Origin of the sequence: Pseudomonas sp. LD120 (genome assembly GCF_009861525.1) — a bacterium.
Lineage (GTDB): Bacteria > Pseudomonadota > Gammaproteobacteria > Pseudomonadales > Pseudomonadaceae > Aquipseudomonas.
Genome location: NZ_WVHL01000005.1, coordinates 1 through 24,931 on the forward strand (window position 1 = coordinate 1; position 24,931 = coordinate 24,931).

The window sequence follows — 24,931 nt, forward strand, 5'->3', positions numbered from 1 at the left end:
ACCACCATTACCAACGCGGACGGCGGTAACTACGAGAAGCTGGCCATCAGCGATAAACTGCTGAAACCACCGTGACGATACACTGACACCACCACCTGAGCCTGTCGGCGAACCGACACCGTGGCTGAGGGCGGCTCCATTGTTTACACCGCGACCTGACCAATGCCGCTGGCACTCGGTAACCGTGACCTGAGCAACGGTGCGGTGATTACCATTGAGCTGGCGCAAACCACCGGCACGGCAACCGTCGCCGCTCCGGCTGTGACGTGTACAAGTGACGCCGGCACGGTGAAGCACCATCACCAAAGCTGAAGGCGGCAACTTCGAGAACCTGGAGACCAACACTGCTCCCGCCGTCACTGAGTCACCGACAATCGACACCAGCACGTATCGCTCACCGCTACGCCGAGCGTGGCCGAAGGCGGCACCGTGGTTTACACCGACCGTCACCGCGCGGTCACCGGATCAGTTGTAGTCACATGTCCAACGGACAAAACCATCACCATCCCTGTTGGCGAAAGCCAGGCGTCGGTCGAACTTCACTGCACCAAACGACGCATTGGCTGGCGGCAGCTCCTTTGAGCACCACCATTACCAACGCGGACGGCGGTAACTACGAGAAGCTGGCCATCAGCGATAAACCTGCTGAAACCACCGTGACCGATACACCTGACACCACCACCCTGAGCCTGTCGGCGACCGACACCGTGGCTGAGGGTGGCTCCATTGTTTACACCGCGACTCTGACCAATGCCGCTGGCACTCCGGTAACCGTGACCTTGAGCAACGGTGCGGTGATTACCATTGCTGCTGGCGCAACCACCGGCACCGGCAACCGTCGCCGCTCCGGCTGATGACGTGTACAAGGACGCCGGCACGGTTGAAGCCACCATCACCAAAGCTGAAGGCGGCAACTTCGAGAACCTGGAGACCAACACTGCTCCAGCCGTCACTGATGTCACCGACACCATCGACACCAGCACCGTATCGCTCACCGCTACGCCGAGCGTGGCCGAAGGCGGCACCGTGGTTTACACCGCGTCGGTGACTGCACCCGTTACTGGTTCGCCTGTGGTTGTGACACTGTCCAACGGACAGACCATCACCATCCCTGTTGGCGAGAGCCAGGCTTCGGTCGACTTCACTGCACCAAACGACGCATTGGCTGGCGGCAGCTCCTTGAGCACCACCATTACCAACGCGGACGGCGGTAACTACGAGAAGCTGGCCATCAGCGATAAACCTGCTGAAACCACCGTGACCGATACACCTGACACCACCACCCTGAGCCTGTCGGCGACCGACACCGTGGCTGAGGGCGGCTCCATTGTTTACACCGCGACCCTGACCAATGCCGCTGGCACTCCGGTAACCGTGACCTTGAGCAACGGTGCGGTGATTACCATTGCTGCTGGCGCAACCACCGGCACGGCAACCGTCGCCGCTCCGGCTGATGACGTGTACAAGGACGCCGGCACAGTCGAAGCCACCATCACCAAAGCTGAAGGCGGTAACTTCGAGAACCTGGAGACCAACACTGCTCCAGCGGTAACCGACGTCACTGACACCATCGACACCAGCACCGTATCGCTCACCGCTACGCCGAGCGTGGCCGAAGGCGGCACCGTGGTTTACACCGCGTCGGTGACTGCACCCGTTACTGGTTCGCCTGTGGTTGTGACACTGTCCAACGGACAAACCATCACCATCCCTGTTGGCGAGAGCCAGGCGTCGGTCGACTTCACTGCACCAAACGACGCATTGGCTGGCGGCAGCTCTTTGAGCACCACCATTACCAACGCGGACGGCGGTAACTACGAGAAGCTGGCCATAGCGATAAACCTGCTGAAACCACCGTGACCGATACACCTGACACCACCACCCTGAGCCTGTCGGCGACCGACACCGTGGCTGAAGGTGGCTCCATTGTTTACACCGCGACCCTGACCAATGCCGCTGGCACTCCGGTAACCGTGACCTTGAGCAACGGTGCGGTCATCACCATTGCTGCTGGCGCAACCACCGGCACCGCAACCGTCGCCGCTCCGGCTGATGACGTGTACAAGGACGCCGGCACAGTCGAAGCCACCATCACCAAAGCTGAAGGCGGCAACTTCGAGAACCTGGAGACCAACACCGCTCCAGCGGTAACCGACGTCACTGACACCATCGATACTTCGACCGTCAGCCTGACTGCCACCCCAACCGTGGCCGAAGGCGGCACCGTGGTTTACACCGCGTCGGTGACTGCACCCGTTACTGGTTCGCCTGTGGTTGTGACACTGTCCAACGGACAAACCATCACCATCCCTGTTGGTGAAAGCCAGGCGTCGGTCGACTTCACTGCACCAAACGACGCATTGGCTGGCGGCAGCTCTTTGAGCACCACCATTACCAACGCGGACGGCGGTAACTACGAGAAGCTGGCCATCAGCGATAAACCTGCTGAAACCACCGTGACCGATACACCTGACACCACCACCCTGAGCCTGTCGGCGACCGACACCGTGGCTGAGGGCGGCTCCATTGTTTACACCGCGACCCTGACTAACGCTGCCGGTACACCTGTCACGGTCACGCTCTCTAATGGCGCGGTCATCACCATTGCCGCAGGCGCAACCACCGGCACGGCAACCGTCGCCGCTCCGGCTGATGACGTGTACAAAGATGCCGGCACGGTTGAAGCCACCATCACCAAAGCTGAAGGCGGTAACTTCGAGAACCTGGAGACCAACACCGCTCCAGCGGTAACCGACGTCACTGACACCATCGATACTTCGACCGTCAGCCTGACTGCCACCCCAACCGTGGCCGAAGGCGGCACCGTGGTTTACACCGCGTCGGTGACTGCACCCGTTACTGGTTCGCCTGTGGTTGTGACACTGTCCAACGGACAGACCATCACCATCCCTGTTGGCGAGAGCCAGGCTTCGGTCGACTTCACTGCACCAAACGACGCATTGGCTGGCGGCAGCTCCTTGAGCACCACCATTACCAACGCGGACGGCGGTAACTACGAGAAGCTGGCCATCAGCGATAAACCTGCTGAAACCACCGTGACCGATACACCTGACACCACCACCCTGAGCCTGTCGGCGACCGACACCGTGGCTGAAGGCGGCTCCATTGTTTACACCGCGACTCTGACTAACGCTGCCGGTACACCTGTCACGGTCACGCTCTCTAATGGCGCGGTGATCACCATTGCCGCAGGCGCAACCACCGGCACCGCAACCGTCGCCGCTCCGGCTGATGACGTGTACAAAGATGCCGGCACAGTCGAAGCCACCATCACCAAAGCTGAAGGCGGTAACTTCGAGAACCTGGAGACCAACACCGCTCCAGCGGTAACCGACGTCACTGACACCATCGATACTTCGACCGTCAGCCTGACTGCCACCCCAACCGTGGCCGAAGGCGGCACCGTGGTTTACACCGCGTCGGTGACGGCACCCGTTACTGGTTCGCCTGTGGTTGTGACACTGTCCAACGGACAGACCATCACCATCCCTGTTGGCGAGAGCCAGGCGTCGGTCGACTTCACTGCACCAAACGACGCATTGGCTGGCGGCAGCTCCTTGAGCACCACCATTACCAACGCGGACGGTGGTAACTACGAGAAGCTGGCCATCAGCGATAAACCTGCTGAAACCACCGTGACCGATACACCTGACACCACCACCCTGAGCCTGTCGGCGACCGACACCGTGGCTGAGGGTGGCTCCATTGTTTACACCGCGACTCTGACCAATGCCGCTGGCACTCCGGTAACCGTGACCTTGAGCAACGGTGCCGTGATTACCATTGCCGCAGGCGCAACCACCGGCACCGCAACCGTCGCCGCTCCGGCTGATGACGTGTACAAAGATGCCGGCACAGTCGAAGCCACCATCACCAAAGCTGAAGGCGGCAACTTCGAGAACCTGGAGACCAACACTGCTCCAGCCGTCACTGATGTCACCGACACCATCGACACCAGCACCGTATCGCTCACCGCTACGCCGAGCGTGGCCGAAGGCGGCACCGTGGTTTACACCGCGTCGGTGACTGCACCCGTTACTGGTTCGCCTGTGGTTGTGACACTGTCCAACGGACAGACCATCACCATCCCTGTTGGCGAGAGCCAGGCTTCGGTCGACTTCACTGCACCAAACGACGCATTGGCTGGCGGCAGCTCCTTGAGCACCACCATTACCAACGCGGACGGCGGTAACTACGAGAAGCTGGCCATCAGCGATAAACCTGCTGAAACCACCGTGACCGATACACCTGACACCACCACCCTGAGCCTGTCGGCGACCGACACCGTGGCTGAGGGCGGCTCCATTGTTTACACCGCGACCCTGACTAACGCTGCCGGTACACCTGTCACGGTCACGCTCTCTAATGGCGCGGTCATCACCATTGCCGCAGGCGCAACCACCGGCACGGCAACCGTCGCCGCTCCGGCTGATGACGTGTACAAAGATGCCGGCACGGTTGAAGCCACCATCACCAAAGCTGAAGGCGGTAACTTCGAGAACCTGGAGACCAACACCGCTCCAGCGGTAACCGACGTCACTGACACCATCGATACTTCGACCGTCAGCCTGACTGCCACCCCAACCGTGGCCGAAGGCGGCACCGTGGTTTACACCGCGTCGGTGACTGCACCCGTTACTGGTTCGCCTGTGGTTGTGACACTGTCCAACGGACAGACCATCACCATCCCTGTTGGCGAGAGCCAGGCTTCGGTCGACTTCACTGCACCAAACGACGCATTGGCTGGCGGCAGCTCCTTGAGCACCACCATTACCAACGCGGACGGCGGTAACTACGAGAAGCTGGCCATCAGCGATAAACCTGCTGAAACCACCGTGACCGATACACCTGACACCACCACCCTGAGCCTGTCGGCGACCGACACCGTGGCTGAAGGCGGCTCCATTGTTTACACCGCGACTCTGACTAACGCTGCCGGTACACCTGTCACGGTCACGCTCTCTAATGGCGCGGTGATCACCATTGCCGCAGGCGCAACCACCGGCACCGCAACCGTCGCCGCTCCGGCTGATGACGTGTACAAAGATGCCGGCACAGTCGAAGCCACCATCACCAAAGCTGAAGGCGGTAACTTCGAGAACCTGGAGACCAACACCGCTCCAGCGGTAACCGACGTCACTGACACCATCGATACTTCGACCGTCAGCCTGACTGCCACCCCAACCGTGGCCGAAGGCGGCACCGTGGTTTACACCGCCTCTGTCACCGCGCCGGTTACTGGCTCCCCAGTTGTAGTCACACTGTCCAACGGACAGACCATCACCATCCCTGTTGGCGAGAGCCAGGCGTCGGTCGACTTCACTGCACCAAACGACGCATTGGCTGGCGGCAGCTCTTTGAGCACCACCATTACCAACGCGGACGGCGGTAACTACGAGAAGCTGGCCATCAGCGATAAACCTGCTGAAACCACCGTGACCGATACACCTGACACCACCACCCTGAGCCTGTCGGCGACCGACACCGTGGCTGAAGGCGGCTCCATTGTTTACACCGCGACTCTGACTAACGCTGCCGGTACACCTGTCACGGTCACGCTCTCTAATGGCGCGGTGATCACCATTGCCGCAGGCGCAACCACCGGCACCGCAACCGTCGCCGCTCCGGCTGATGACGTGTACAAAGATGCCGGCACAGTCGAAGCCACCATCACCAAAGCTGAAGGCGGCAACTTCGAGAACCTGGAGACCAACACTGCTCCAGCGGTAACCGACGTCACTGACACCATCGACACCAGCACCGTATCGCTCACCGCTACGCCGAGCGTGGCCGAAGGCGGCACCGTGGTTTACACCGCGTCGGTGACTGCACCCGTTACTGGTTCGCCTGTGGTTGTGACACTGTCCAACGGACAAACCATCACCATCCCTGTTGGCGAGAGCCAGGCGTCGGTGAACTTCACTGCACCAAACGACGCATTGGCTGGCGGCAGCTCCTTGAGCACCACCATTACCAACGCGGACGGTGGTAACTACGAGAAGCTGGCCATCAGCGATAAACCTGCTGAAACCACCGTGACCGATACACCTGACACCACCACCCTGAGCCTGTCGGCGACCGACACCGTGGCTGAGGGTGGCTCCATTGTTTACACCGCGACTCTGACTAACGCTGCCGGTACACCTGTCACGGTCACGCTCTCTAATGGCGCGGTGATCACCATTGCCGCAGGCGCAACCACCGGCACGGCAACCGTCGCCGCTCCGGCTGATGACGTGTACAAAGATGCCGGCACGGTTGAAGCCACCATCACCAAAGCTGAAGGCGGCAACTTCGAGAACCTGGAGACCAACACCGCTCCAGCGGTAACCGACGTCACTGACACCATCGATACCAGCACCGTATCGCTCACCGCTACGCCTTCGGCAGTCGAAGGTGGCAATGTCACGTACACCGCGACCGTCACCGCGCCGGTGACTGGCTCGCCTGTCACCGTGACGCTGGCCAACGGCGAGAAGATCACCATCCCGGTCGGTGAAACCACCGGTTCGGTGAACATCTCTGCGCCTAACGATGTATTGATCGGCCACACTCCGCTGACCAACTCCATCAGCGATGTCAGCGGCGGTAACTACGAGAAGCTGGTGGCCGACCAATCGCCGGTCAGCACCACCGTGACCGATACCGTCGACACCACCAATCTGACCCTGAGCGCTACCGGTACTGTGGCTGAAGGGGGGCAAATCATCTACACCGCTACCCTGAGCAATGCCGCTGGCACTCCGGTAACCGTGACCTTGAGCAACGGTGCGGTGATCAATATTGCCGCCGGTAGCACCACGGGCACCGTCAGCGTCGCGGCCCCGACTGATGACGTGTACATCGATGCCGGCACGGTCAATGCCAGCATCACCAACGCCACTGGTGGCAACTTCGAGAAGCTGGTTCCGGATACCACTGCGGCAGTGACCAACGTCACCGATACCGTCGATACCACTTCGGTCGGTATCACCGGCAGCACCTCGGTCACTGAAGGCCAGACCGCCAGCTACACCGTGAGCCTGACCCACCCGGCACAGACCGAAGTCACCCTGAAGATCAGCTACAGCGGCACCGCCACCGACGGCTCGGACTTCAGCGGCGTGTACACCGTGAAGATTCCGGCCGGTGCCAGCAGCGCCACCTTCAACGTCGCCACCATTGACGACAAGATCACCGAAGGCACGGAAAATTTCGTGGTCAAGATCGACTCGGCCACGGGCGGTAACTTCGAGAACCTGGTGGTGGGCAGCAATAACAGCGTCACCACCTCGATCATCGATAACGATGCACCACCGGTCATCGATCTGGATGCCAACAACTCCAGTGGTGCCACCGGGGCCGACTACAAAGTCACCTTCACCGAAGGCACTTCAGGCCCGGGCGTATCGATTGCCGACACCGACCTGAGCATCACCGACCCGGACAGCACCCTGCTCACCGGCGCCACCATCGTGCTGACCAACCGTCAGCCAGGGGACTCGCTGAACCTGGGCAACAGCGTCAATGGCATCAACATCAATGCCAACAGCAAGGATGGTTCGATCACCCTGACCCTGTCGGGCAACGCGACGCTGGCCGACTACATGCAGCAGATCAAGAACATCACCTTCACCAACAACAGTGAAGATCCGAGCACCACGCCACGGACCATCACCGTGACCGTGACCGATGGTGGCAACTACTCCAACGTCGCCACCACCACGGTCAACGTGGTAGCGGTTAACGATGCGCCGACCGCTACCGGCGGCGCGGTCACCGGCAGCGAAGACACGCCGCTGGCCCTGGCCTGGTCGAACTTCGGCGTCAGCGACGTCGACAGCCCGGCGTCCAGCCTCGGGGTGAAGATCACCCAGCTGCCAAGTGACGGCAAACTGCAGTACCTGGACGGTTCGACCTGGAAGGATGTGGCCAACAACCAGACTTTCAGCAAGGCCGATATCGATGCCGGCAAACTGCGCTTCACCCCGGACGCCAACGAATCCGGCACCAACGGCTACGGCGGCAATGGTGTGGGCAACCAGCAGGCCGATTACGCGCAGATCAAGTTCCAGCCAACCGATGGCCAAGCCCTCGGCAGCACCGGTACGGTCACGGTCGACATCACCCCAGTGGCCGATGCACCGACCCTGAGCGTGGCCGGCAACAACGTGAACTCGGTGGGCCTGCTCAAGGAAGTCTGGACCGGACTCAGCGGCCTGGGCACCGACGGCAGCGGCGCGTCCGCCAGCACCCTGAAATCGGTCATTGATGCTGCCGGCACGCCCAACAGCAGCAGCCTGGCGACCAACGTCCAGTCCGACGGCAACATCACGCCAGGCACCGCATCGAAGACCTCCGGCCTGATCTACCTGGAAGCCGGCAAGGCCTACACCTTCTCCGGCACTGGCGACGACAGCCTGTTGGTGACCATTGGCGGCAAAAACGTGGCCAGCACCACCTGGGGCGCGGGCGGTAACCTCAACGGTACCTTCACCCCGACCAGCAGCGGCTACTACACCATCGATATCTACCACCACAACCAGGCCGGTCTGGGCAACTACGACGTCAACCTCTCGGTCAATGGCGGCGCCGCTGTGGACCTGAGCAACGCCGGCGTGCCGCTGTACACCGGCGTCACCGACCTGACCAATGCTGGGGTCTCGGTATCTGACCTGCACGGCACCAACGGTGAAGGTTACTACGACGGCTATAAGCTCAACGAGGGCGGCGAAGGCGGCAGCGTGCACCTGTCGAAGATCAGCACCGGCCTGACCGATACCGACGGTTCGGAAACCCTGAGCGTGAAGATCAGTGGCATTCCCGCAGGCTCGGTACTCAGCGATGGTGATGGGCATACCTTCACCGCCACCGCTTCCTCGGGTGAAGCCAATGTCACGGGCTGGAACCTGGATACCCTGACTGTCACGCCGCCGAGCTACTACAATGGCTCGTTCAACCTGACAGTGACCTCCACCTCCACCGAGTCCCTGGGCGGTTCTGCCAGTAGTTCGGCGCAGATCCCGGTCACGGTCTACCCGGCCAACTACAACGCGATTGTCGCCACCTCCGGCGACGACAACGTGACGGGCACCGACGGTAACGATATTGTCGTCGCGGACATCGGCGGTCTGACCGTGGTTCCCGGCACCAACTACAACATCGCCTTCATGGTTGACAGTTCGGGCAGTATGGGCAGCGCCATCACCGCGGCCAAAAACTCCCTGACTGCAGTCTTCAATACCCTGAAGAGCAGCATCGGCAGCGCCGGCTCAGGCACGGTGAACATCTTCCTTGCCGACTTCGATTCCCAGGTCAACCAGTCGGTGTCGGTGAACCTCAACGACCCGAACGCCCTGGCCCAGCTCAAGGCCGTGCTGGATTCAATGAGCTCCGGCGGCGGTACTAACTACGAAGACGTGTTCAAGACCACGGCCAACTTCTTCCAGAGCAGCCAGGCTACCAGCAACACCAATGCCACCAACCTGACCTACTTCATCACCGACGGTAAGCCGACCTACTACCAGACCGGCGAGCAGACCAACCCGACGCTGTACGGTAACGTGCGCCTCGACGATGTGGTGACCACCAGCAACTACAAACTGGGGGATACTTTCAGCACCTACATCGACAGCACCCACGCCCTCAGCGTGAACGCCAACGGCACGGTGGTACTGCAGACCTACAGCAGCAACTGGTGGGGCAGCGGCTGGAACAGTGCGACCCTGGGCACCCTGCACGCTCAGGGCGACGGCACCTATGAGTTGTCCACCCTGGCGGGTAATGGCAGTACCACCAACTGGGCCACCACCAGCAACTCCAATGACGGTTTTGTGCTGCTGAGCAAACTGTCTCAGGTGGAAGCCATCGGCCTGAACAACGATGTCAGCCTCAACGACCTCAAGCCATACGACAGCGATGGCAAGCCGCAGACCAACATCGACCCGAACGACCTGGCCAACTCCATTATCGGTCACACCGAAGCCACCATGCCAGGTTCAGACATCGTCAATGGCGGCCACGGCAACGACATCCTGTTCGGCGATCTGGTGAGCTTCAACGGCGTTGCCGGCGAGGGTTATCAGGCCATGCAGGCCTATGTGGCCAAGCAGACCGGAGTCGATGTAGGCCAGGTCAGCACCAGCAACGTGCACCAGTACATCACCGAGCACTACACCGAGTTCGATGTGTCTGGTAAGCACGACGGCAACGACACCCTGTTGGGTGGCGCTGGTAATGACATTCTCTTCGGCCAGGGCGGCAACGACCTGCTGGACGGCGGCAAGGGCAATGACATCTTGCTGGGCGGCACCGGTAACGACACCTTGATCGGCGGTCAGGGCAACGACATCCTGATCGGCGGTTCGGGTGCTGATACCTTTGTCTGGAAGGCCGGCGATACCGGCAACGATGTGATCAAGGATTTCAAGGCCGGCGAAGGTGACCGTATCGACTTGCGGGATCTGCTGCAGGGCGAGAGTGGCAGCACCATCGACAACTTCCTCAAGATCACCACCGTGGATGGCGTTTCGACGCTGCAGGTCAGTTCTGAAGGCAAGCTCAACGCCGACGGCGGCCTGGCCAACGCCGATGTGACGATCAAGCTGGAAGGCAACAACTGGTCAAACGCCAGCATCAACTCGTTGATTGCCGGTAGCGATCCGACCATCAAGATCGATCACAACAACAGCTGATGGCCTTGGCGGCTACCCATTACGGGTGGCCGTCGAGTCTCGGTAAACAGCTTGCGTCGTGACGATTGTCTCGGCGCATCGCATACTCGCGCTCCTAATGCTGCGTTGGCCTATGCTGCTGACAGCCTGAAGCGGAAAAAAAGCCTGAGGGATTCGCCATGTTCTACGTGCAACGCGATGCACAAGGCCAGCTGATTCGCGTGGAAGCCACTGCTTACGCCGAAGCCACCGAGACACTGCCTGCCGATCATCATGAGATCCAGACCTGGTACGCCAATGAGGCAGTAGAGGTCAGCCTCAAGCAGCTCAAGCAAAGTGACTTGGAGATGATCCGGGTACTGGACGACCTGATTCAGGTCCTGACCAGCAAGGGCGTGATCCGCGTCACCGACCTGCCTGCAGCGGCCCAGGCCAAATTGATGGATCGGAGCCAGGCCCGTGAGGCCTTGGGTGGTTTGAGCCGGTTGATCAACGATGATGAAACCGGATTGATCTGAAGCAGCGGTCGCCAGCCCGCCGGCGACTGTAACCTCATCCTTATCCTTTCAACGCCAGGGCGCCGGTTCGCCGAACAACTGCCCCTGCACGCCATACAAGCCCATTTCCCGAATCACTTGCAGCTCGCCCTGGGTCTCGATCCGCTCGGCAATCAGCGGCAGGTCGATGCTATGGGCGGCGCGCTGGATGGCTTCGATAAACAGGCGCTTATCGCTTTCTTGATCAATGTCGCGGATGTAGCTGCCGTCAATCTTAAGGTAGGCCAGGCCCAAACGCGCGAGGTTGCCAATCATGCTGAAGCGACCGCCAAAACGTTGCAGGCTGAGGGAGAAGCCCAACGCCCGCAGACGCCGGGTCAACTGTTCCAGTTGCACCTGCTCGGGCAACTGTTCTTCGCCGATTTCCAAGGTCAGGCGCGGCCCCAAATCAGCATGTTGTCGCAGCATCTCGAACACGCGGTTCAAGGCCTGAGGGTCCTCCAGGGTGGCGGCCGAGAGGTTCAAGGCCAGACTGTCCCGATGCCCGGCCATCTGCTTCAACACCTGTTCAAGCATCAGCAGGTCCAGACGCGCGGTCCAGCCGAAGCGCTCCAGCCATGGCAGGAAACGCCCGGCAGCAATGGTCTGCCCATGCTCGTCCATCAGCCGCGACAGCACCTTGTAATGCAGCACCCGCGAGGTGTCCTGAGTGGCCACCACGGGCTGGAAATACAATTGAAAACGTTGTTCCGACAGCGCCCGATCCAACAGTTGGTGCCATGCATGGTGATCATCGCCGACCTGGGTATTGCTGCTGTGATCCAGACAGGCCCAACTGACATCGCCCTGGGCTTCCGCCTGGGCCAGCGCCTGGTCACCGAGGCTGAGCACTGCTTGCGGCGAATCGCCATGGGCAAAAGCCGCCAGGCCGATAGACGCCACTGATTGCACGTCGGTGGCACCGGTGGCATGCAGGCTGCTCATGGCGCTTTCCAGGCTCTGAGCCAGCAAGATCGCCTCTTCACGAACCAAGCCCGGCGCCAGCACGGCGAACTCACCGCCACGCACGCGTGTCACCAGGTTGGTGGTTTCAGGGTACTTGCTGCACTCGCGTAGCAACTGTTCGCCCACCGCCTGCAACAGCAGGTCAGTACGCTGGCCGCCCAGGCGCTGGTTCAAGCCGGCCAGGTCCTTGACCCGCAACAACAGCAGGTAGCCGGAGCTGGCCTGCTCCGAGTTGCTCACCCGGTCGTGCAGTTGCATCTCGAAATAACGTCGGTTAGCCAGCCCGGTCAGGCTGTCCTGATAGGACTCGATGCGCAGTTTTTCACTGCGTTCGGCCTGCTCCTGAAACAGCGCCTTGAGCTTCTCGACCATCTGGTTCATCGCCTGCACCACTCGACGCAGTTCCGGCGTACGAGGCAGTTGCGGCAAGCTGAGAAATTCACGCCGGGCAATCGCGTGGGATTGCTGGACCATGTAGTCCAGGGGCTTGAGCTGGCGACGCAGCAACAAGGCCCCCAGTACCGCACTCACCGCACCACAGATCAACAGCCACCCCAGGCTACCCAGTGCGCTCTGCCAGAGCTTGGCCACGGCGAACATCGGGTGGCTGAGCACTTCGACTCGTGCCGCCTGCTCCCAGCCGCGGCTGACGATGGCATCACCGCCAGCCGGCTCCAGGCCGATGAGATTGACGAACCACTGAGGCACGTTGCTGACTTCCGGAATGCCGCTACGCTCGACGATGGTCTTGTCGGTGGCCAGGTCCACCACTCGGATACTCGCGTAATAACCGCTGTCGAAGATCGAACTGACCATCAACTCAACCATCGCCGGATCGTCGATGTTCGGCGTCAGCGACAGGGCCAGTGCCGTAGCGGCGTCCTGAGCGTGGGAGCGCAGCTGATTGACGTATTGAGCGCGCGAGCTTTCCAGGCTGACCATAAAGCTGCCGCTGAAAGCGACCACCAGGAACACACAGATTGCGATCAGCAGTTGTTTGAACAAAGACATCTGAGCTCGTGCTCCTAGTTAGTCGTCTCGACCGGAAAACCCTCGGCCTGCATTTTTCTCAACACGTCCTGCCAACGGGATAGACGCTTGGTATCACCAACCCGCTTATTGCCCTTGGCGCCCGGCAGCCACAACCCTTCAGCATTGAACGAGTACACCGGCAACAGATCGGTCCGCTCGCTGGCCGGACGGATCGAGTCCTCCAGGCTGTCGAGCACCAGCGGCATGGCGTCCGCAGTGGAATAGTAGGTCAAGACCATGTGCGCGCGATTCTGGCGCAAAGCCTTGACGTAGGTGATGCGCAATTTGTCACTGGACACCCCGAGGTGGCGCAGGCTGAAATACTTGGCGATCGCATAGTCCTCGCAATCACCCGCCCCCTTCCACAAGGCCTCGATCGGGGTTTCCCAGTAATCCACCTTGCGCCATAGATCGATGTCTTCGACATAGCGCACGTTCTTGTTGAAGAATCGGTTGACCACTCTCAATTGCTCTTGCTCGGGGAGTTGCTTTTGAGAGGCCAGCAAGCGCTGCCAGGCATCGATGCGCTGCTGACCTTCGCCCAGCGGACCGTAGAGCGCAGTGGCACGACGACTGATCTGGGAAAAATCCCAATCGGCCTGCAGGCTGCCCAGCAGCATGCCAGCCAGCAGCAACGCCGAGCCGAACCAGCGCAAGGTCCGTGAAAGAGCTAAAGGTGCCGCCAATGCGATGAGTCCATGGAAGCTGTCGTCAATCGGCTGATGGTGAAGGCTGACCGGAGAAAAGACAATGGCACCTTACAATCACCGGCCACCTTAAAAGGTCGATACGAAATATTCAGAGAATAGCTGCAACTGTGATTGACGGTGCCAGCAATGCGCTATCAGTTTGCTTATCACCCGCGTGCATTCGCCGACATCAGCCACTATGTTTACAACCGCTCGCAGACTGGAAGGTTCTCGACCAGACTGCCCTTATCAGCGGCGAAAAGGGAATCGCCGGCCCACGTGCTTAAGGAAAAACCGTGTACACCGACAACCGACAATGGACGCTGGTGATCAACTCAGGGCAAAACACGCGGATCCGCCTGATCTGTTTTCCCCAGGCCGGCGCGGCAGCAGAACAACTGCGAGTCTGGTCCAACGATTTGGCCGACCATATTGAGCTGGTGGCGATCAATCTGCCTGGGCACGGTCCACGCCATGATGAAGCGCCTTGTGACACCTGGCCAAGCCTGCTGCAAAGCACTTTCGCCACACTCGAGCCCTGGCTGGGCGAACCCCACGCATTATTCGGTCACGGCTTGGGCGCGTTGCTGGCGTATGAGGCCTGCAAACACGCCCAGGAACACTTCCCCGAGCAGACTCGTCACCTGTTTGTCTCCGGTTGTCGCAGCCCTGACAGCCTGCCACATCGCCCCTTGCTGCACTCGCTGTCCACTGACGCCTTTCACGAGGCCATCCTGAGCCTGGGCGCCAGCGCCTTGGAAATCCCCAGACAGCCCGGCGAACTGCAAGCCTACGAACGCGTGCTGCGCAGCGGCCTGAAGCTTTTCGAAACCTGGAACGACACCTCCAGCGGCTGCCTCGACATCCCGCTGACGGCTTTCTACGGCAGTGAAGACCCCCTGGCGACGGTCAACCACGTGCTCAACTGGCGTGAGTTCACCCGCCGCGAATTCGAGCTGATCGAAGTAGCCGGAAATCACTTCTTCATCAAGTCCCAGCGCCAGCGCCTGCTGCAAGTGATCAACACTCATCTGGGGTTACTTGGGGAATACTGAGCCCGAACACCCGCTCATGAAAAAGCCCGCCCTACTATCATGCAGGAGCGGGCTCAACGGTCATGGGCTACAGTGCTTCAGATCTTGAAGCTGTCGACCAACTGCTTCAGACGACTGGCCTGCTGCGACAACGCATCGCAATCTTTTAGGGTTTCGTTGAGGTTGGCGACGCCTTGCTGGTTCAGCAGGTTGATCTGGTTGATGTCGACGTTGAGGGTCTCCACCACCGCCGTCTGCTCCTCGGTCGCCGCCGCTACAGATTGGTTCATGCCGTCGATCTCACCGATCCGCTGAGTTACGCTGACCAACCGCGCACCAGCCTGGTTCGCCACTTCGACGCTCTCTTCGCTGGACACTTGGCTGGCGTTCATGGTCGACACCGCCTCGCGGGAGCCAACCTGCAAAGAGGTGATCATCTTATGAATCTCTTCCGCCGATTCCTGGGTACGGTGGGCCAGGTTACGCACTTCATCAGCCACCACGGCAAAGCCGCGACCGGCTTCTCCGGCCCGGGCCGCTTCAATAGCAGCGTTGAGGGCCAACAGATTGGTTTGCTGAGAGATGCCCTTGATCACATCAAGAATGTGCCCGATGTTGTCGGTGCTGGCGTTCAGGGTTTCGATCTGAGCGCAGGACAAACTGATCTTTTGCGACAACTCGTTCATCGCCTCGATTGTCTGTTCCACCACTTGGCGACCGTCATCTGCCTGCTCCCTGGCGCCGCTCGCATGCTGCGAAGCATCGGAGGCGTTACGGGCGATTTCCTGGGTGGCAGCGCCCAACTCATTGATCGCCGCCGCCACGCTATTGGTCCGTGCACTCTGCTCATCGGAACCGATGATCGAAGCATTGGATGACGTCATTACCCGTTGGGACAAGTCATGCACTTGACGAGTGGCCGAGGAAACTTCGGAAATCGATGCATGAATCCGCTCCACGAACTGGTTGAACGAACTGCCCAGCTCGCCGAACTCATCCTTGCTTTCCACCACCAGGCGCCGGGTCAGATCACCCTCACCTTGGGCGATGTCCTGCATCGCCCGGCCCATGGTGATCAGTGGACGCATCAGCACCTGGATCAGCAGAGTCAGCAGCACGGCAATCACGGATACGGCGATAAACATGGCAATCAAGGCGGATGTGCGGAATTGGGTCAGGGGTTGATAGGCCTTGGCCTTATCGATAGACAGCCCGATGTACCAATCCGCATTCGGCAGGCCTGTCACAGGAGTGAAGGAGAGGATGCGTTCCTGTTTGTTCAGAACCGCTTCCTGGTTGCCCTTCTCGATCCGCAAATTGGCGCCAGGGTAAATATCCTTGAGGTTCTTCATCACCTGGTCTTTGTCCGGGCTAACGATCACCTGACCGTCGGCACTGACCAGAAACGCATGCCCCAAGCCACCAAAGTCTACCGAGTTGATGATCTTCACCAGGGTTTCCAGACTCAGGTCACCACCGACCACGCCCAGCAGTTCACCCTGTTTCTTCACCGGCATCGCGATAGTCACGACCAAGCCACCTACAGCCGCCATATAAGGCGGGGTCAGCATGGTTTTGTCGGCAGCCACAGCCTGTTTGTACCAGGGGCGCTGACGCGGATCGTAATCATCAGGCATCTTCGCGTCGGGCCGCTGAGTGAAGGTGCCGTTGGCTTGACCGACGTAGGTGAACTGGAAGTTCGAGGTAAAGGCCGGTTGATCCACCAACCCTGGGAAATCTGCGTTGTGACCTTGGTGAGCAACGTTCTGCGCCAGGTTTTCGAGCACCAGAATGCGCCCGCTCATCCAGTTCTGCACGCTGCTGGAGGTGAGCTCACCCGCCTGCTCAATAGAGGATTCGAGGTTCTGCCTAATGGTGTTTCGCTGCAGGTAGTCGTTGTACAAAGTGAACAACGCAAAAGCCAGAACCACTACGCCAGAGGCGGCCAGAAGGATTTTATGGCTGAACTTGAGATTCATTTCATGGGACTTCTTATGCAAAAAGTGGGGATGCGTCCATAAAGCAACATTCCATGTAACAGCGCAGGCGACATTCTTTAACCGCTCTACTTTGGTGCATTCATGTCATATTAGTCTTTCGGCAAGAAGCTGAGATCCCTTAGAGATTTCTCTGAATTAGCCTGATGAATTTGCTGAATCCCGCCGAACGGTACTCTAAAGCGGCCGTAACGTATTTTCAGGCGGTTGATCCCCTTGGTAATCGGCAATCGATAAACCCTTTACAAAGTTACGACTAATTATCATTTACCCCCTCACCTAGACTTGACTAAAGGCGAGTATTCAGTGAGCTGTACGTACCCCAAGGGATCAGGATCTCCGCGCTGAGGAGATTAGACCACTACAGACTTATAAGCAGCGTGTAGAGCTTCAACGCAATCCGCAGCCGGGTTGCGACCGGGAGCAACAGCGCATACGAAGCGTGTCGATGGCCACTCGTAAATAGATCAGCAATGAGGGTGGGTAACCCATGCGCTCAGAACAGGGCTATGTCCCGGGCATGCTGACAGGCATCTACTTCTGGTAACGCCAACTGAGTGTTCAGTGGAATCAGCAAGAAGCGCGAATTCGAGGCATCACGGTCAGACAGGATCTGCCGGCTCCTCGCTTGAATGCCATGGGGATGGCCTGCATGTGAGTTTTAAGCCATAAAAACAAAACCCCAATTGCTTTCGCAATTGGGGTTTCGGAATTTAATCTTGACGATGACCTACTCTCACATGGGGAAACCCCACACTACCATCGGCGATGCATCGTTTCACTTCTGAGTTCGGGATGGGATCAGGTGGTTCCAATGCTCTATGGTCGTCAAGAAATTCTGTGGCAGACCCGTTGGATTCAACATCGAACGTGTCAGCAAAATCAGCAACTTCTACATAAAGACAAAACCCCAACTGCTTTCGCAATTGGGGTTTCGGAATTTAATCTTGACGATGACCTACTCTCACATGGGGAAACCCCACACTACCATCGGCGATGCATCGTTTCACTTCTGAGTTCGGGATGGGATCAGGTGGTTCCAACGCTCTATGGTCGTCAAGAAATTCGGTAGCCAGTCCGTTGCCTGTGCAACGTGCCAGCAAATGGGTATGTAATAGCTTTGTGTGTTTGCAAACTTTCGGTTCGTTTCGTCTTCACACACCGCAACTCGCTTCTTAAGCAAATTGCTTGGGTGTTATATGGTCAAGCCTCACGGGCAATTAGTATTGGTTAGCTCAACGCCTCACAGCGCTTACACACCCAACCTATCAACGTCGTAGTCTTCGACGGCCCTTTAGGGGATTCAAGATCCCAGTGAGATCTCATCTTGAGGCAAGTTTCCCGCTTAGATGCTTTCAGCGGTTATCTTTTCCGAACATAGCTACCCGGCAATGCCACTGGCGTGACAACCGGAACACCAGAGGTTCGTCCACTCCGGTCCTCTCGTACTAGGAGCAGCCCCTCTCAAATCTCAAACGTCCACGGCAGATAGGGACCGAACTGTCTCACGACGTTCTAAACCCAGCTCGCGTACCACTTTAAATGGCGAACAGCCATACCCTTGGGACCGGCTTCAGCCCCAGGATGTGATGAGCCGACATCGAGGTGCCAAACACCGCCGTCGATATGAACTCTTGGGCGGTATCAGCCTGTTATCCCCGGAGTACCTTTTATCCGTTGAGCGATGGCCCTTCCATACAGAACCACCGGATCACTAAGACCTACTTTCGTACCTGCTCGACGTGTCTGTCTCGCAGTCAAGCGCGCTTTTGCCTTTATACTCTACGACCGATTTCCGACCGGTCTGAGCGCACCTTCGTACTCCTCCGTTACTCTTTAGGAGGAGACCGCCCCAGTCAAACTACCCACCATACACTGTCCTCGATCCGGATAACGGACCTGAGTTAGAACCTCAAAGTTGCCAGGGTGGTATTTCAAGGATGGCTCCACGCAAACTGGCGTTCACGCTTCAAAGCCTCCCACCTATCCTACACAAGCAAATTCAAAGTCCAGTGCAAAGCTATAGTAAAGGTTCACGGGGTCTTTCCGTCTAGCCGCGGATACACTGCATCTTCACAGCGATTTCAATTTCACTGAGTCTCGGGTGGAGACAGCGCCGCCATCGTTACGCCATTCGTGCAGGTCGGAACTTACCCGACAAGGAATTTCGCTACCTTAGGACCGTTATAGTTACGGCCGCCGTTTACCGGGGCTTCGATCAAGAGCTTCGCGTTAGCTAACCCCATCAATTAACCTTCCGGCACCGGGCAGGCGTCACACCCTATACGTCCACTTTCGTGTTTGCAGAGTGCTGTGTTTTTAATAAACAGTCGCAGCGGCCTGGTATCTTCGACCGGCATGAGCTTACGGAGCAAGTCCTTCACCCTCACCGGCGCACCTTCTCCCGAAGTTACGGTGCCATTTTGCCTAGTTCCTTCACCCGAGTTCTCTCAAGCGCCTTGGTATTCTCTACCCAACCACCTGTGTCGGTTTGGGGTACGGTTCCTAGTTATCTGAAGCTTAGAAGCTTTTCTTGGAAGCATGGCATCAACCACTTCGTCACCTAAAAGGTAACTCGTCATCAGCTCTCGGCCTTAGAATCCCGGATTTACCTAAGATTCCAGCCTACCACCTTAAACTTGGACAACCAACGCCAAGCTGGCCTAGCCTTCTCCGTCCCTCCATCGCAATAACTAGAAGTACAGGAATATTAACCTGTTTTCCATCGACTACGCTTTTCAGCCTCGCCTTAGGGACCGACTAACCCTGCGTCGATTAACGTTGCGCAGGAAACCTTGGTCTTTCGGCGTGGGTGTTTTTCACACCCATTGTCGTTACTCATGTCAGCATTCGCACTTCTGATACCTCCAGCAAGCTTCTCAACTCACCTTCACAGGCTTACAGAACGCTCCTCTACCGCATCACTTACGTGATACCCGTAGCTTCGGTGTATGGTTTGAGCCCCGTTACATCTTCCGCGCAGGCCGACTCGACTAGTGAGCTATTACGCTTTCTTTAAAGGGTGGCTGCTTCTAAGCCAACCTCCTAGCTGTCTAAGCCTTCCCACATCGTTTCCCACTTAACCATAACTTTGGGACCTTAGCTGACGGTCTGGGTTGTTTCCCTTTTCACGACGGACGTTAGCACCCGCCGTGTGTCTCCCATGCTCGGCACTTGTAGGTATTCGGAGTTTGCATCGGTTTGGTAAGTCGGGATGACCCCCTAGCCGAAACAGTGCTCTACCCCCTACAGTGATACATGAGGCGCTACCTAAATAGCTTTCGAGGAGAACCAGCTATCTCCGAGCTTGATTAGCCTTTCACTCCGATCCACAGGTCATCCGCTAACTTTTCAACGGTAGTCGGTTCGGTCCTCCAGTCAGTGTTACCTAACCTTCAACCTGCCCATGGATAGATCGCCCGGTTTCGGGTCTATTCCCAGCGACTAGACGCCCTATTAAGACTCGCTTTCGCTACGCCTCCCCTATTCGGTTAAGCTCGCCACTGAAAATAAGTCGCTGACCCATTATACAAAAGGTACGCAGTCACAGAACAAAGTCTGCTCCCACTGCTTGTACGCATACGGTTTCAGGATCTATTTCACTCCCCTCTCCGGGGTTCTTTTCGCCTTTCCCTCACGGTACTAGTTCACTATCGGTCAGTCAGTAGTATTTAGCCTTGGAGGATGGTCCCCCCATATTCAGACAAGGTTTCTCGTGCCCCGTCCTACTCGATTTCATGACTAAGAGATTTTCGCGTACAGGGCTATCACCCACTATGGCCGCACTTTCCAGAGCGTTCCGCTAATCTCAAAGCCACTTAAGGGCTAGTCCCCGTTCGCTCGCCACTACTAAGGGAATCTCGGTTGATTTCTTTTCCTCAGGGTACTTAGATGTTTCAGTTCCCCTGGTTCGCCTCTTGCACCTATGTATTCAGTACAAGATAACCATCTTATGATGGCTGGGTTCCCCCATTCAGAGATCTCCGGATCAAAGTCTGTTTGCCGACTCCCCGAAGCTTATCGCAGGCTACCACGTCTTTCATCGCCTCTGACTGCCAAGGCATCCACCGTATGCGCTTCTTCACTTGACCATATAACCCCAAGCAATCTGGTTATACTATGAAGACGACATTCGCCGAAAATTTGCAATTTAACTCACAAATTTTACCTTAGCCTGATCCGTTACCAGTGAAAGTAACGTTCAGTCTATCTTTCTATCACATACCCAAATTTTTAAAGAACGATCTAATCAAAAGACTAGAAATCAACATTCAAAGTGAATGCTCATTTCTAAGCTTTCAGAAGCAGTTTATGGTGGAGCCAAGCGGGATCGAACCGCTGACCTCCTGCGTGCAAGGCAGGCGCTCTCCCAGCTGAGCTATGGCCCCATAACAAAATTGGTGGGTCTGGGCAGATTCGAACTGCCGACCTCACCCTTATCAGGGGTGCGCTCTAACCAACTGAGCTACAGACCCAATTTCGAGCTTGTAACTGTTAGCTTGGAGCTATCAGCTTGGAGCTTAAAGCTGCTTCTATCGTCTTCTTCAATGAATCAAGCAATTCGTGTGGGAGCTTATGAAGCAGCTGATGTCGTCGATTAAGGAGGTGATCCAGCCGCAGGTTCCCCTACGGCTACCTTGTTACGACTTCACCCCAGTCATGAATCACACCGTGGTAACCGTCCTCCCGAAGGTTAGACTAGCTACTTCTGGTGCAACCCACTCCCATGGTGTGACGGGCGGTGTGTACAAGGCCCGGGAACGTATTCACCGCGACATTCTGATTCGCGATTACTAGCGATTCCGACTTCACGCAGTCGAGTTGCAGACTGCGATCCGGACTACGATCGGTTTTATGGGATTAGCTCCACCTCGCGGCTTGGCAACCCTCTGTACCGACCATTGTAGCACGTGTGTAGCCCAGGCCGTAAGGGCCATGATGACTTGACGTCATCCCCACCTTCCTCCGGTTTGTCACCGGCAGTCTCCTTAGAGTGCCCACCATAACGTGCTGGTAACTAAGGACAAGGGTTGCGCTCGTTACGGGACTTAACCCAACATCTCACGACACGAGCTGACGACAGCCATGCAGCACCTGTCTCAATGTTCCCGAAGGCACCAATCTATCTCTAGAAAGTTCATTGGATGTCAAGGCCTGGTAAGGTTCTTCGCGTTGCTTCGAATTAAACCACATGCTCCACCGCTTGTGCGGGCCCCCGTCAATTCATTTGAGTTTTAACCTTGCGGCCGTACTCCCCAGGCGGTCAACTTAATGCGTTAGCTGCGCCACTAAGAGCTCAAGGCTCCCAACGGCTAGTTGACATCGTTTACGGCGTGGACTACCAGGGTATCTAATCCTGTTTGCTCCCCACGCTTTCGCACCTCAGTGTCAGTATCAGTCCAGGTGGTCGCCTTCGCCACTGGTGTTCCTTCCTATATCTACGCATTTCACCGCTACACAGGAAATTCCACCACCCTCTACCATACTCTAGCTTGCCAGTTTTGGATGCAGTTCCCAGGTTGAGCCCGGGGCTTTCACATCCAACTTAACAAACCACCTACGCGCGCTTTACGCCCAGTAATTCCGATTAACGCTTGCACCCTCTGTATTACCGCGGCTGCTGGCACAGAGTTAGCCGGTGCTTATTCTGTCGGTAACGTCAAAACAATTACGTATTAGGTAACTGCCCTTCCTCCCAACTTAAAGTGCTTTACAATCCGAAGACCTTCTTCACACACGCGGCATGGCTGGATCAGGCTTTCGCCCATTGTCCAATATTCCCCACTGCTGCCTCCCGTAGGAGTCTGGACCGTGTCTCAGTTCCAGTGTGACTGATCATCCTCTCAGACCAGTTACGGATCGTCGCCTTGGTGAGCCATTACCTCACCAACTAGCTAATCCGACCTAGGCTCATCTGATAGCGTGAGGTCCGAAGATCCCCCACTTTCTCCCGTAGGACGTATGCGGTATTAGCGCCCGTTTCCGGACGTTATCCCCCACTACCAGGCAGATTCCTAGGCATTACTCACCCGTCCGCCGCTCGCCACCAGGTACAAGTACCCGTGCTGCCGCTCGACTTGCATGTGTTAGGCCTGCCGCCAGCGTTCAATCTGAGCCATGATCAAACTCTTCAGTTCAAACATCTTTGGGTTTTGAGAAAACCCTAAACTTGGCTCAGCAATCGTTGGTTACATCTTTGATTTCTCGCGGAGTAACTTGTGATGCTGATAATCTTTTTGACTATCAGTCTGACTCCACAAGCACCCACACGAATTGCTTGATTCAGTTGTTAAAGAGCGGTTGGTTAAGATCTTTCGTCTCAACCGAGGCGCGCATTCTACAGCAGCCTCATTTGCTGTCAAGTGATTTTTTTAAGAAGTTTTCAAAGTTTCCTTTTTAACTTCAACCACTTGCGCTTCCGATCTCTCGTCAGCGGGAGGCGAATTCTACAGCGTTACACGCTGCTGTCAACACCTCTTTTTAACCGCTTTCGACCGAGAGGATCGAATCGTTAACAAGGCGAAAACACACTGCCTTACTAACTGCTTCTGGCTTCGATGATCTGAAGCGTAACCGCTGTCGAAAACTGCGCAACTCGTTGAATCTCAAGGAGTTTTCCGTTTCGACTGCGCCGGAAGTGGGGCGAATTATAGACCTGTAGAATCTGCCGTCAACACTTAATTTGCATTTTCTATGAATAAACCCGACCCCCCCCCCCCAAGGGGTGCTTGGCCATCGCTATATATAGAAGCGCAAGACATCCTTCTATATAGAAGAGGAGCCTAAAGCACTCCCGAGCGCTTCAGGACATCTACCGCGTCGAGCGGCATCCCCAGAACCCGCTGCAGAACCTGCGCCGTATGCTCACCCAATAAAGGAGGCGCATTGCGGTACTCCACGGGCGTCTCGGAGAGACGAATCGGACTAGCGACCTGAGGCACCGCTCCAGCCAAAGCATGAGGCAATTCGACAGCCAAACCACGGGACACGACCTGCGGATCGGCAAACACCTGAGCCAGGTCATTGATCGGCCCGCAAGGCACACCAGCCCGCTCTAACTGACTCACCCATTCAGCCGTAGTTTTAAACACCGTCGCCTGACGAATCAGCGGAATCAACACCGCCCGATTGGCCACCCGCAGCTTGTTGGTCGCAAACCTCGGGTCGTCCGCCCACTGCGGCTGACCCGCGACCTCAGCGAACTTACGAAACTGTCCGTCATTGCCTACGGTAAGGATGAAGTCGCCATCCGCCGTCGGAAAATCTTGGTAAGGAACAATATTAGGATGAGCATTACCCAGGCGTTTAGGGGCAACCCCCGTAGTCAGGTAGTTCATGGCCTGATTCGCCAGGCACGCGACCTGCACATCCAGCAACGCCATATCAATATGCTGCCCACCGCCGCCTTGGTCGCGGTGAGCCAAGGCCGCCAAAATCGCCACCGTCGAATAAAGCCCGGTGAGGATGTCAGTCAACGCCACACCGACCTTCACCGGCCCAGCCCCTTCATCCCCCTCAGGACGCCCCGTCAGGCTCATCAGGCCACCCAATCCCTGGATCATGAAGTCATAACCCGCACGCTTGGCATAAGGCCCTGTCTGACCAAACCCCGTGATCGAGCAATAGATCAAACTCGGGTTAACCGCTTTGAGCGACTCATAGTCCAACCCGTAAGCTGCCAAACCGCCGACTTTGAAGTTTTCGATAACGATGTCCGACTTCGCCGCCAGATCACGCACCAGCCGCTGCCCCTCAGTGCGAGTAAAGTCGATAGTCACCGACTGCTTGTTACGGTTGGCGGACAAGTAATAAGCCGCTTCCGTGGTGTTCTCGCCATAGGCGTCTTTGAGGAAGGGCGGCCCCCAGGCACGCGTATCATCACCATTGCCCGGACGCTCGACCTTGATGACTTCAGCCCCCAGGTCCGCCAGGATCTGGCCGGACCATGGCCCGGCCAGTACCCGCGATAAATCCAGTACCCGTAAATGCGATAACGCGCCCATG

The 24,931-nt window shown here is 57.5% G+C and carries 10 protein-coding genes, 2 tRNA genes, 4 rRNA genes and 1 pseudogene; 6 read left to right on the forward strand and 11 right to left on the reverse strand.

The window, feature by feature from the left end; all coding sequences use genetic code 11:
• Positions 1 to 429 precede the first annotated feature (429 nt).
• From PLD_RS31150 to PLD_RS14285, 5 genes are all read left to right on the forward strand, one after another.
• The gene (locus PLD_RS31150; protein ID WP_371929024.1) at positions 430 to 582 is read left to right on the forward strand and encodes a hypothetical protein; all 153 of its coding nucleotides are present in this window, start codon (positions 430 to 432) and stop codon (positions 580 to 582) included.
• Positions 579 to 854: an immunoglobulin-like domain-containing protein gene (locus PLD_RS31155; protein WP_256674635.1), complete on the forward strand. Its 276-nt coding sequence runs from the start codon at positions 579 to 581 to the stop codon at positions 852 to 854. Before PLD_RS31150 ends, PLD_RS31155 begins: the two co-directional genes overlap by 4 nt.
• Positions 805 to 1,860 carry an immunoglobulin-like domain-containing protein gene (locus PLD_RS31160; protein ID WP_256674636.1) on the forward strand — a complete coding sequence of 352 codons (1,056 nt, stop codon included), beginning with the start codon at positions 805 to 807 and terminating at the stop codon, positions 1,858 to 1,860. The genes PLD_RS31155 and PLD_RS31160 overlap by 50 nt, the downstream gene beginning before the upstream one ends.
• Positions 1,857 to 10,694, forward strand: a complete 8,838-nt coding sequence (locus tag PLD_RS30465; RefSeq protein ID WP_256674829.1) for an immunoglobulin-like domain-containing protein — start codon at positions 1,857 to 1,859, stop codon at positions 10,692 to 10,694. Before PLD_RS31160 ends, PLD_RS30465 begins: the two co-directional genes overlap by 4 nt.
• Before the next feature lie 158 nt (positions 10,695 to 10,852).
• Positions 10,853 to 11,191: a tryptophan synthase subunit beta gene (locus PLD_RS14285; protein ID WP_159893748.1), complete on the forward strand. Its 339-nt coding sequence runs from the start codon at positions 10,853 to 10,855 to the stop codon at positions 11,189 to 11,191.
• A 48-nt stretch (positions 11,192 to 11,239) separates the two neighbouring features.
• Here PLD_RS14285 and lapD read toward each other — a convergent pair whose 3' ends face one another.
• Together lapD and lapG are read right to left on the reverse strand one after the other, a co-directional pair.
• On the reverse strand, positions 11,240 to 13,186 hold the full coding sequence (gene lapD / locus PLD_RS14290) for a cyclic di-GMP receptor LapD (RefSeq protein ID WP_159893750.1): 1,947 nt from the start codon (positions 13,184 to 13,186) through the stop codon (positions 11,240 to 11,242).
• A gap of 14 nt (positions 13,187 to 13,200) precedes the next feature.
• On the reverse strand, positions 13,201 to 13,893 hold the full coding sequence (lapG, locus tag PLD_RS14295) for a cysteine protease LapG (protein ID WP_159893752.1): 693 nt from the start codon (positions 13,891 to 13,893) through the stop codon (positions 13,201 to 13,203).
• Positions 13,894 to 14,192: 299 nt separating this feature from the next.
• On the opposite strand from lapG, the gene PLD_RS14300 reads away from it, so the two are divergent.
• Positions 14,193 to 14,951, forward strand: a complete 759-nt coding sequence (locus PLD_RS14300; protein WP_159893754.1) for a thioesterase II family protein — start codon at positions 14,193 to 14,195, stop codon at positions 14,949 to 14,951.
• A gap of 77 nt (positions 14,952 to 15,028) precedes the next feature.
• Here the strand turns inward: PLD_RS14300 and PLD_RS31165 are convergent, their stop codons facing one another.
• The 9 genes and pseudogenes from PLD_RS31165 to PLD_RS14345 all read right to left on the reverse strand — a co-directional run bounded on the left by PLD_RS31165 (position 15,029) and on the right by PLD_RS14345 (position 24,930).
• The gene (locus PLD_RS31165) at positions 15,029 to 15,814 is read right to left on the reverse strand and encodes a methyl-accepting chemotaxis protein (protein WP_371929084.1); all 786 of its coding nucleotides are present in this window, start codon (positions 15,812 to 15,814) and stop codon (positions 15,029 to 15,031) included.
• Positions 15,815 to 15,883: 69 nt separating this feature from the next.
• Positions 15,884 to 16,909: pseudogene (locus PLD_RS31170) on the reverse strand (cache domain-containing protein); the annotation flags it as partial.
• 735 nt (positions 16,910 to 17,644) lie between these two features.
• Positions 17,645 to 17,760, reverse strand: a 5S ribosomal RNA gene (gene rrf / locus PLD_RS14310).
• A 112-nt stretch (positions 17,761 to 17,872) separates the two neighbouring features.
• A 5S ribosomal RNA gene (gene rrf, locus PLD_RS14315) occupies positions 17,873 to 17,988 on the reverse strand.
• A gap of 138 nt (positions 17,989 to 18,126) precedes the next feature.
• Positions 18,127 to 21,018: ribosomal RNA gene (locus PLD_RS14320) — 23S ribosomal RNA — on the reverse strand.
• A 221-nt stretch (positions 21,019 to 21,239) separates the two neighbouring features.
• Positions 21,240 to 21,315, reverse strand: a tRNA-Ala gene (locus PLD_RS14325).
• A gap of 10 nt (positions 21,316 to 21,325) precedes the next feature.
• Positions 21,326 to 21,402: transfer RNA gene (locus tag PLD_RS14330), tRNA-Ile, on the reverse strand.
• Between the two features lie 123 nt (positions 21,403 to 21,525).
• A 16S ribosomal RNA gene (locus tag PLD_RS14335) occupies positions 21,526 to 23,064 on the reverse strand.
• Together the 16S, 23S and 5S rRNA genes with 2 tRNA genes alongside form the textbook arrangement of a ribosomal RNA operon.
• 645 nt (positions 23,065 to 23,709) lie before the next feature.
• Entirely contained in the window at positions 23,710 to 24,930 is a 1,221-nt protein-coding gene (locus PLD_RS14345; protein ID WP_159893758.1) for a CaiB/BaiF CoA-transferase family protein, read from the reverse strand.
• Position 24,931 lies beyond the last annotated feature (1 nt).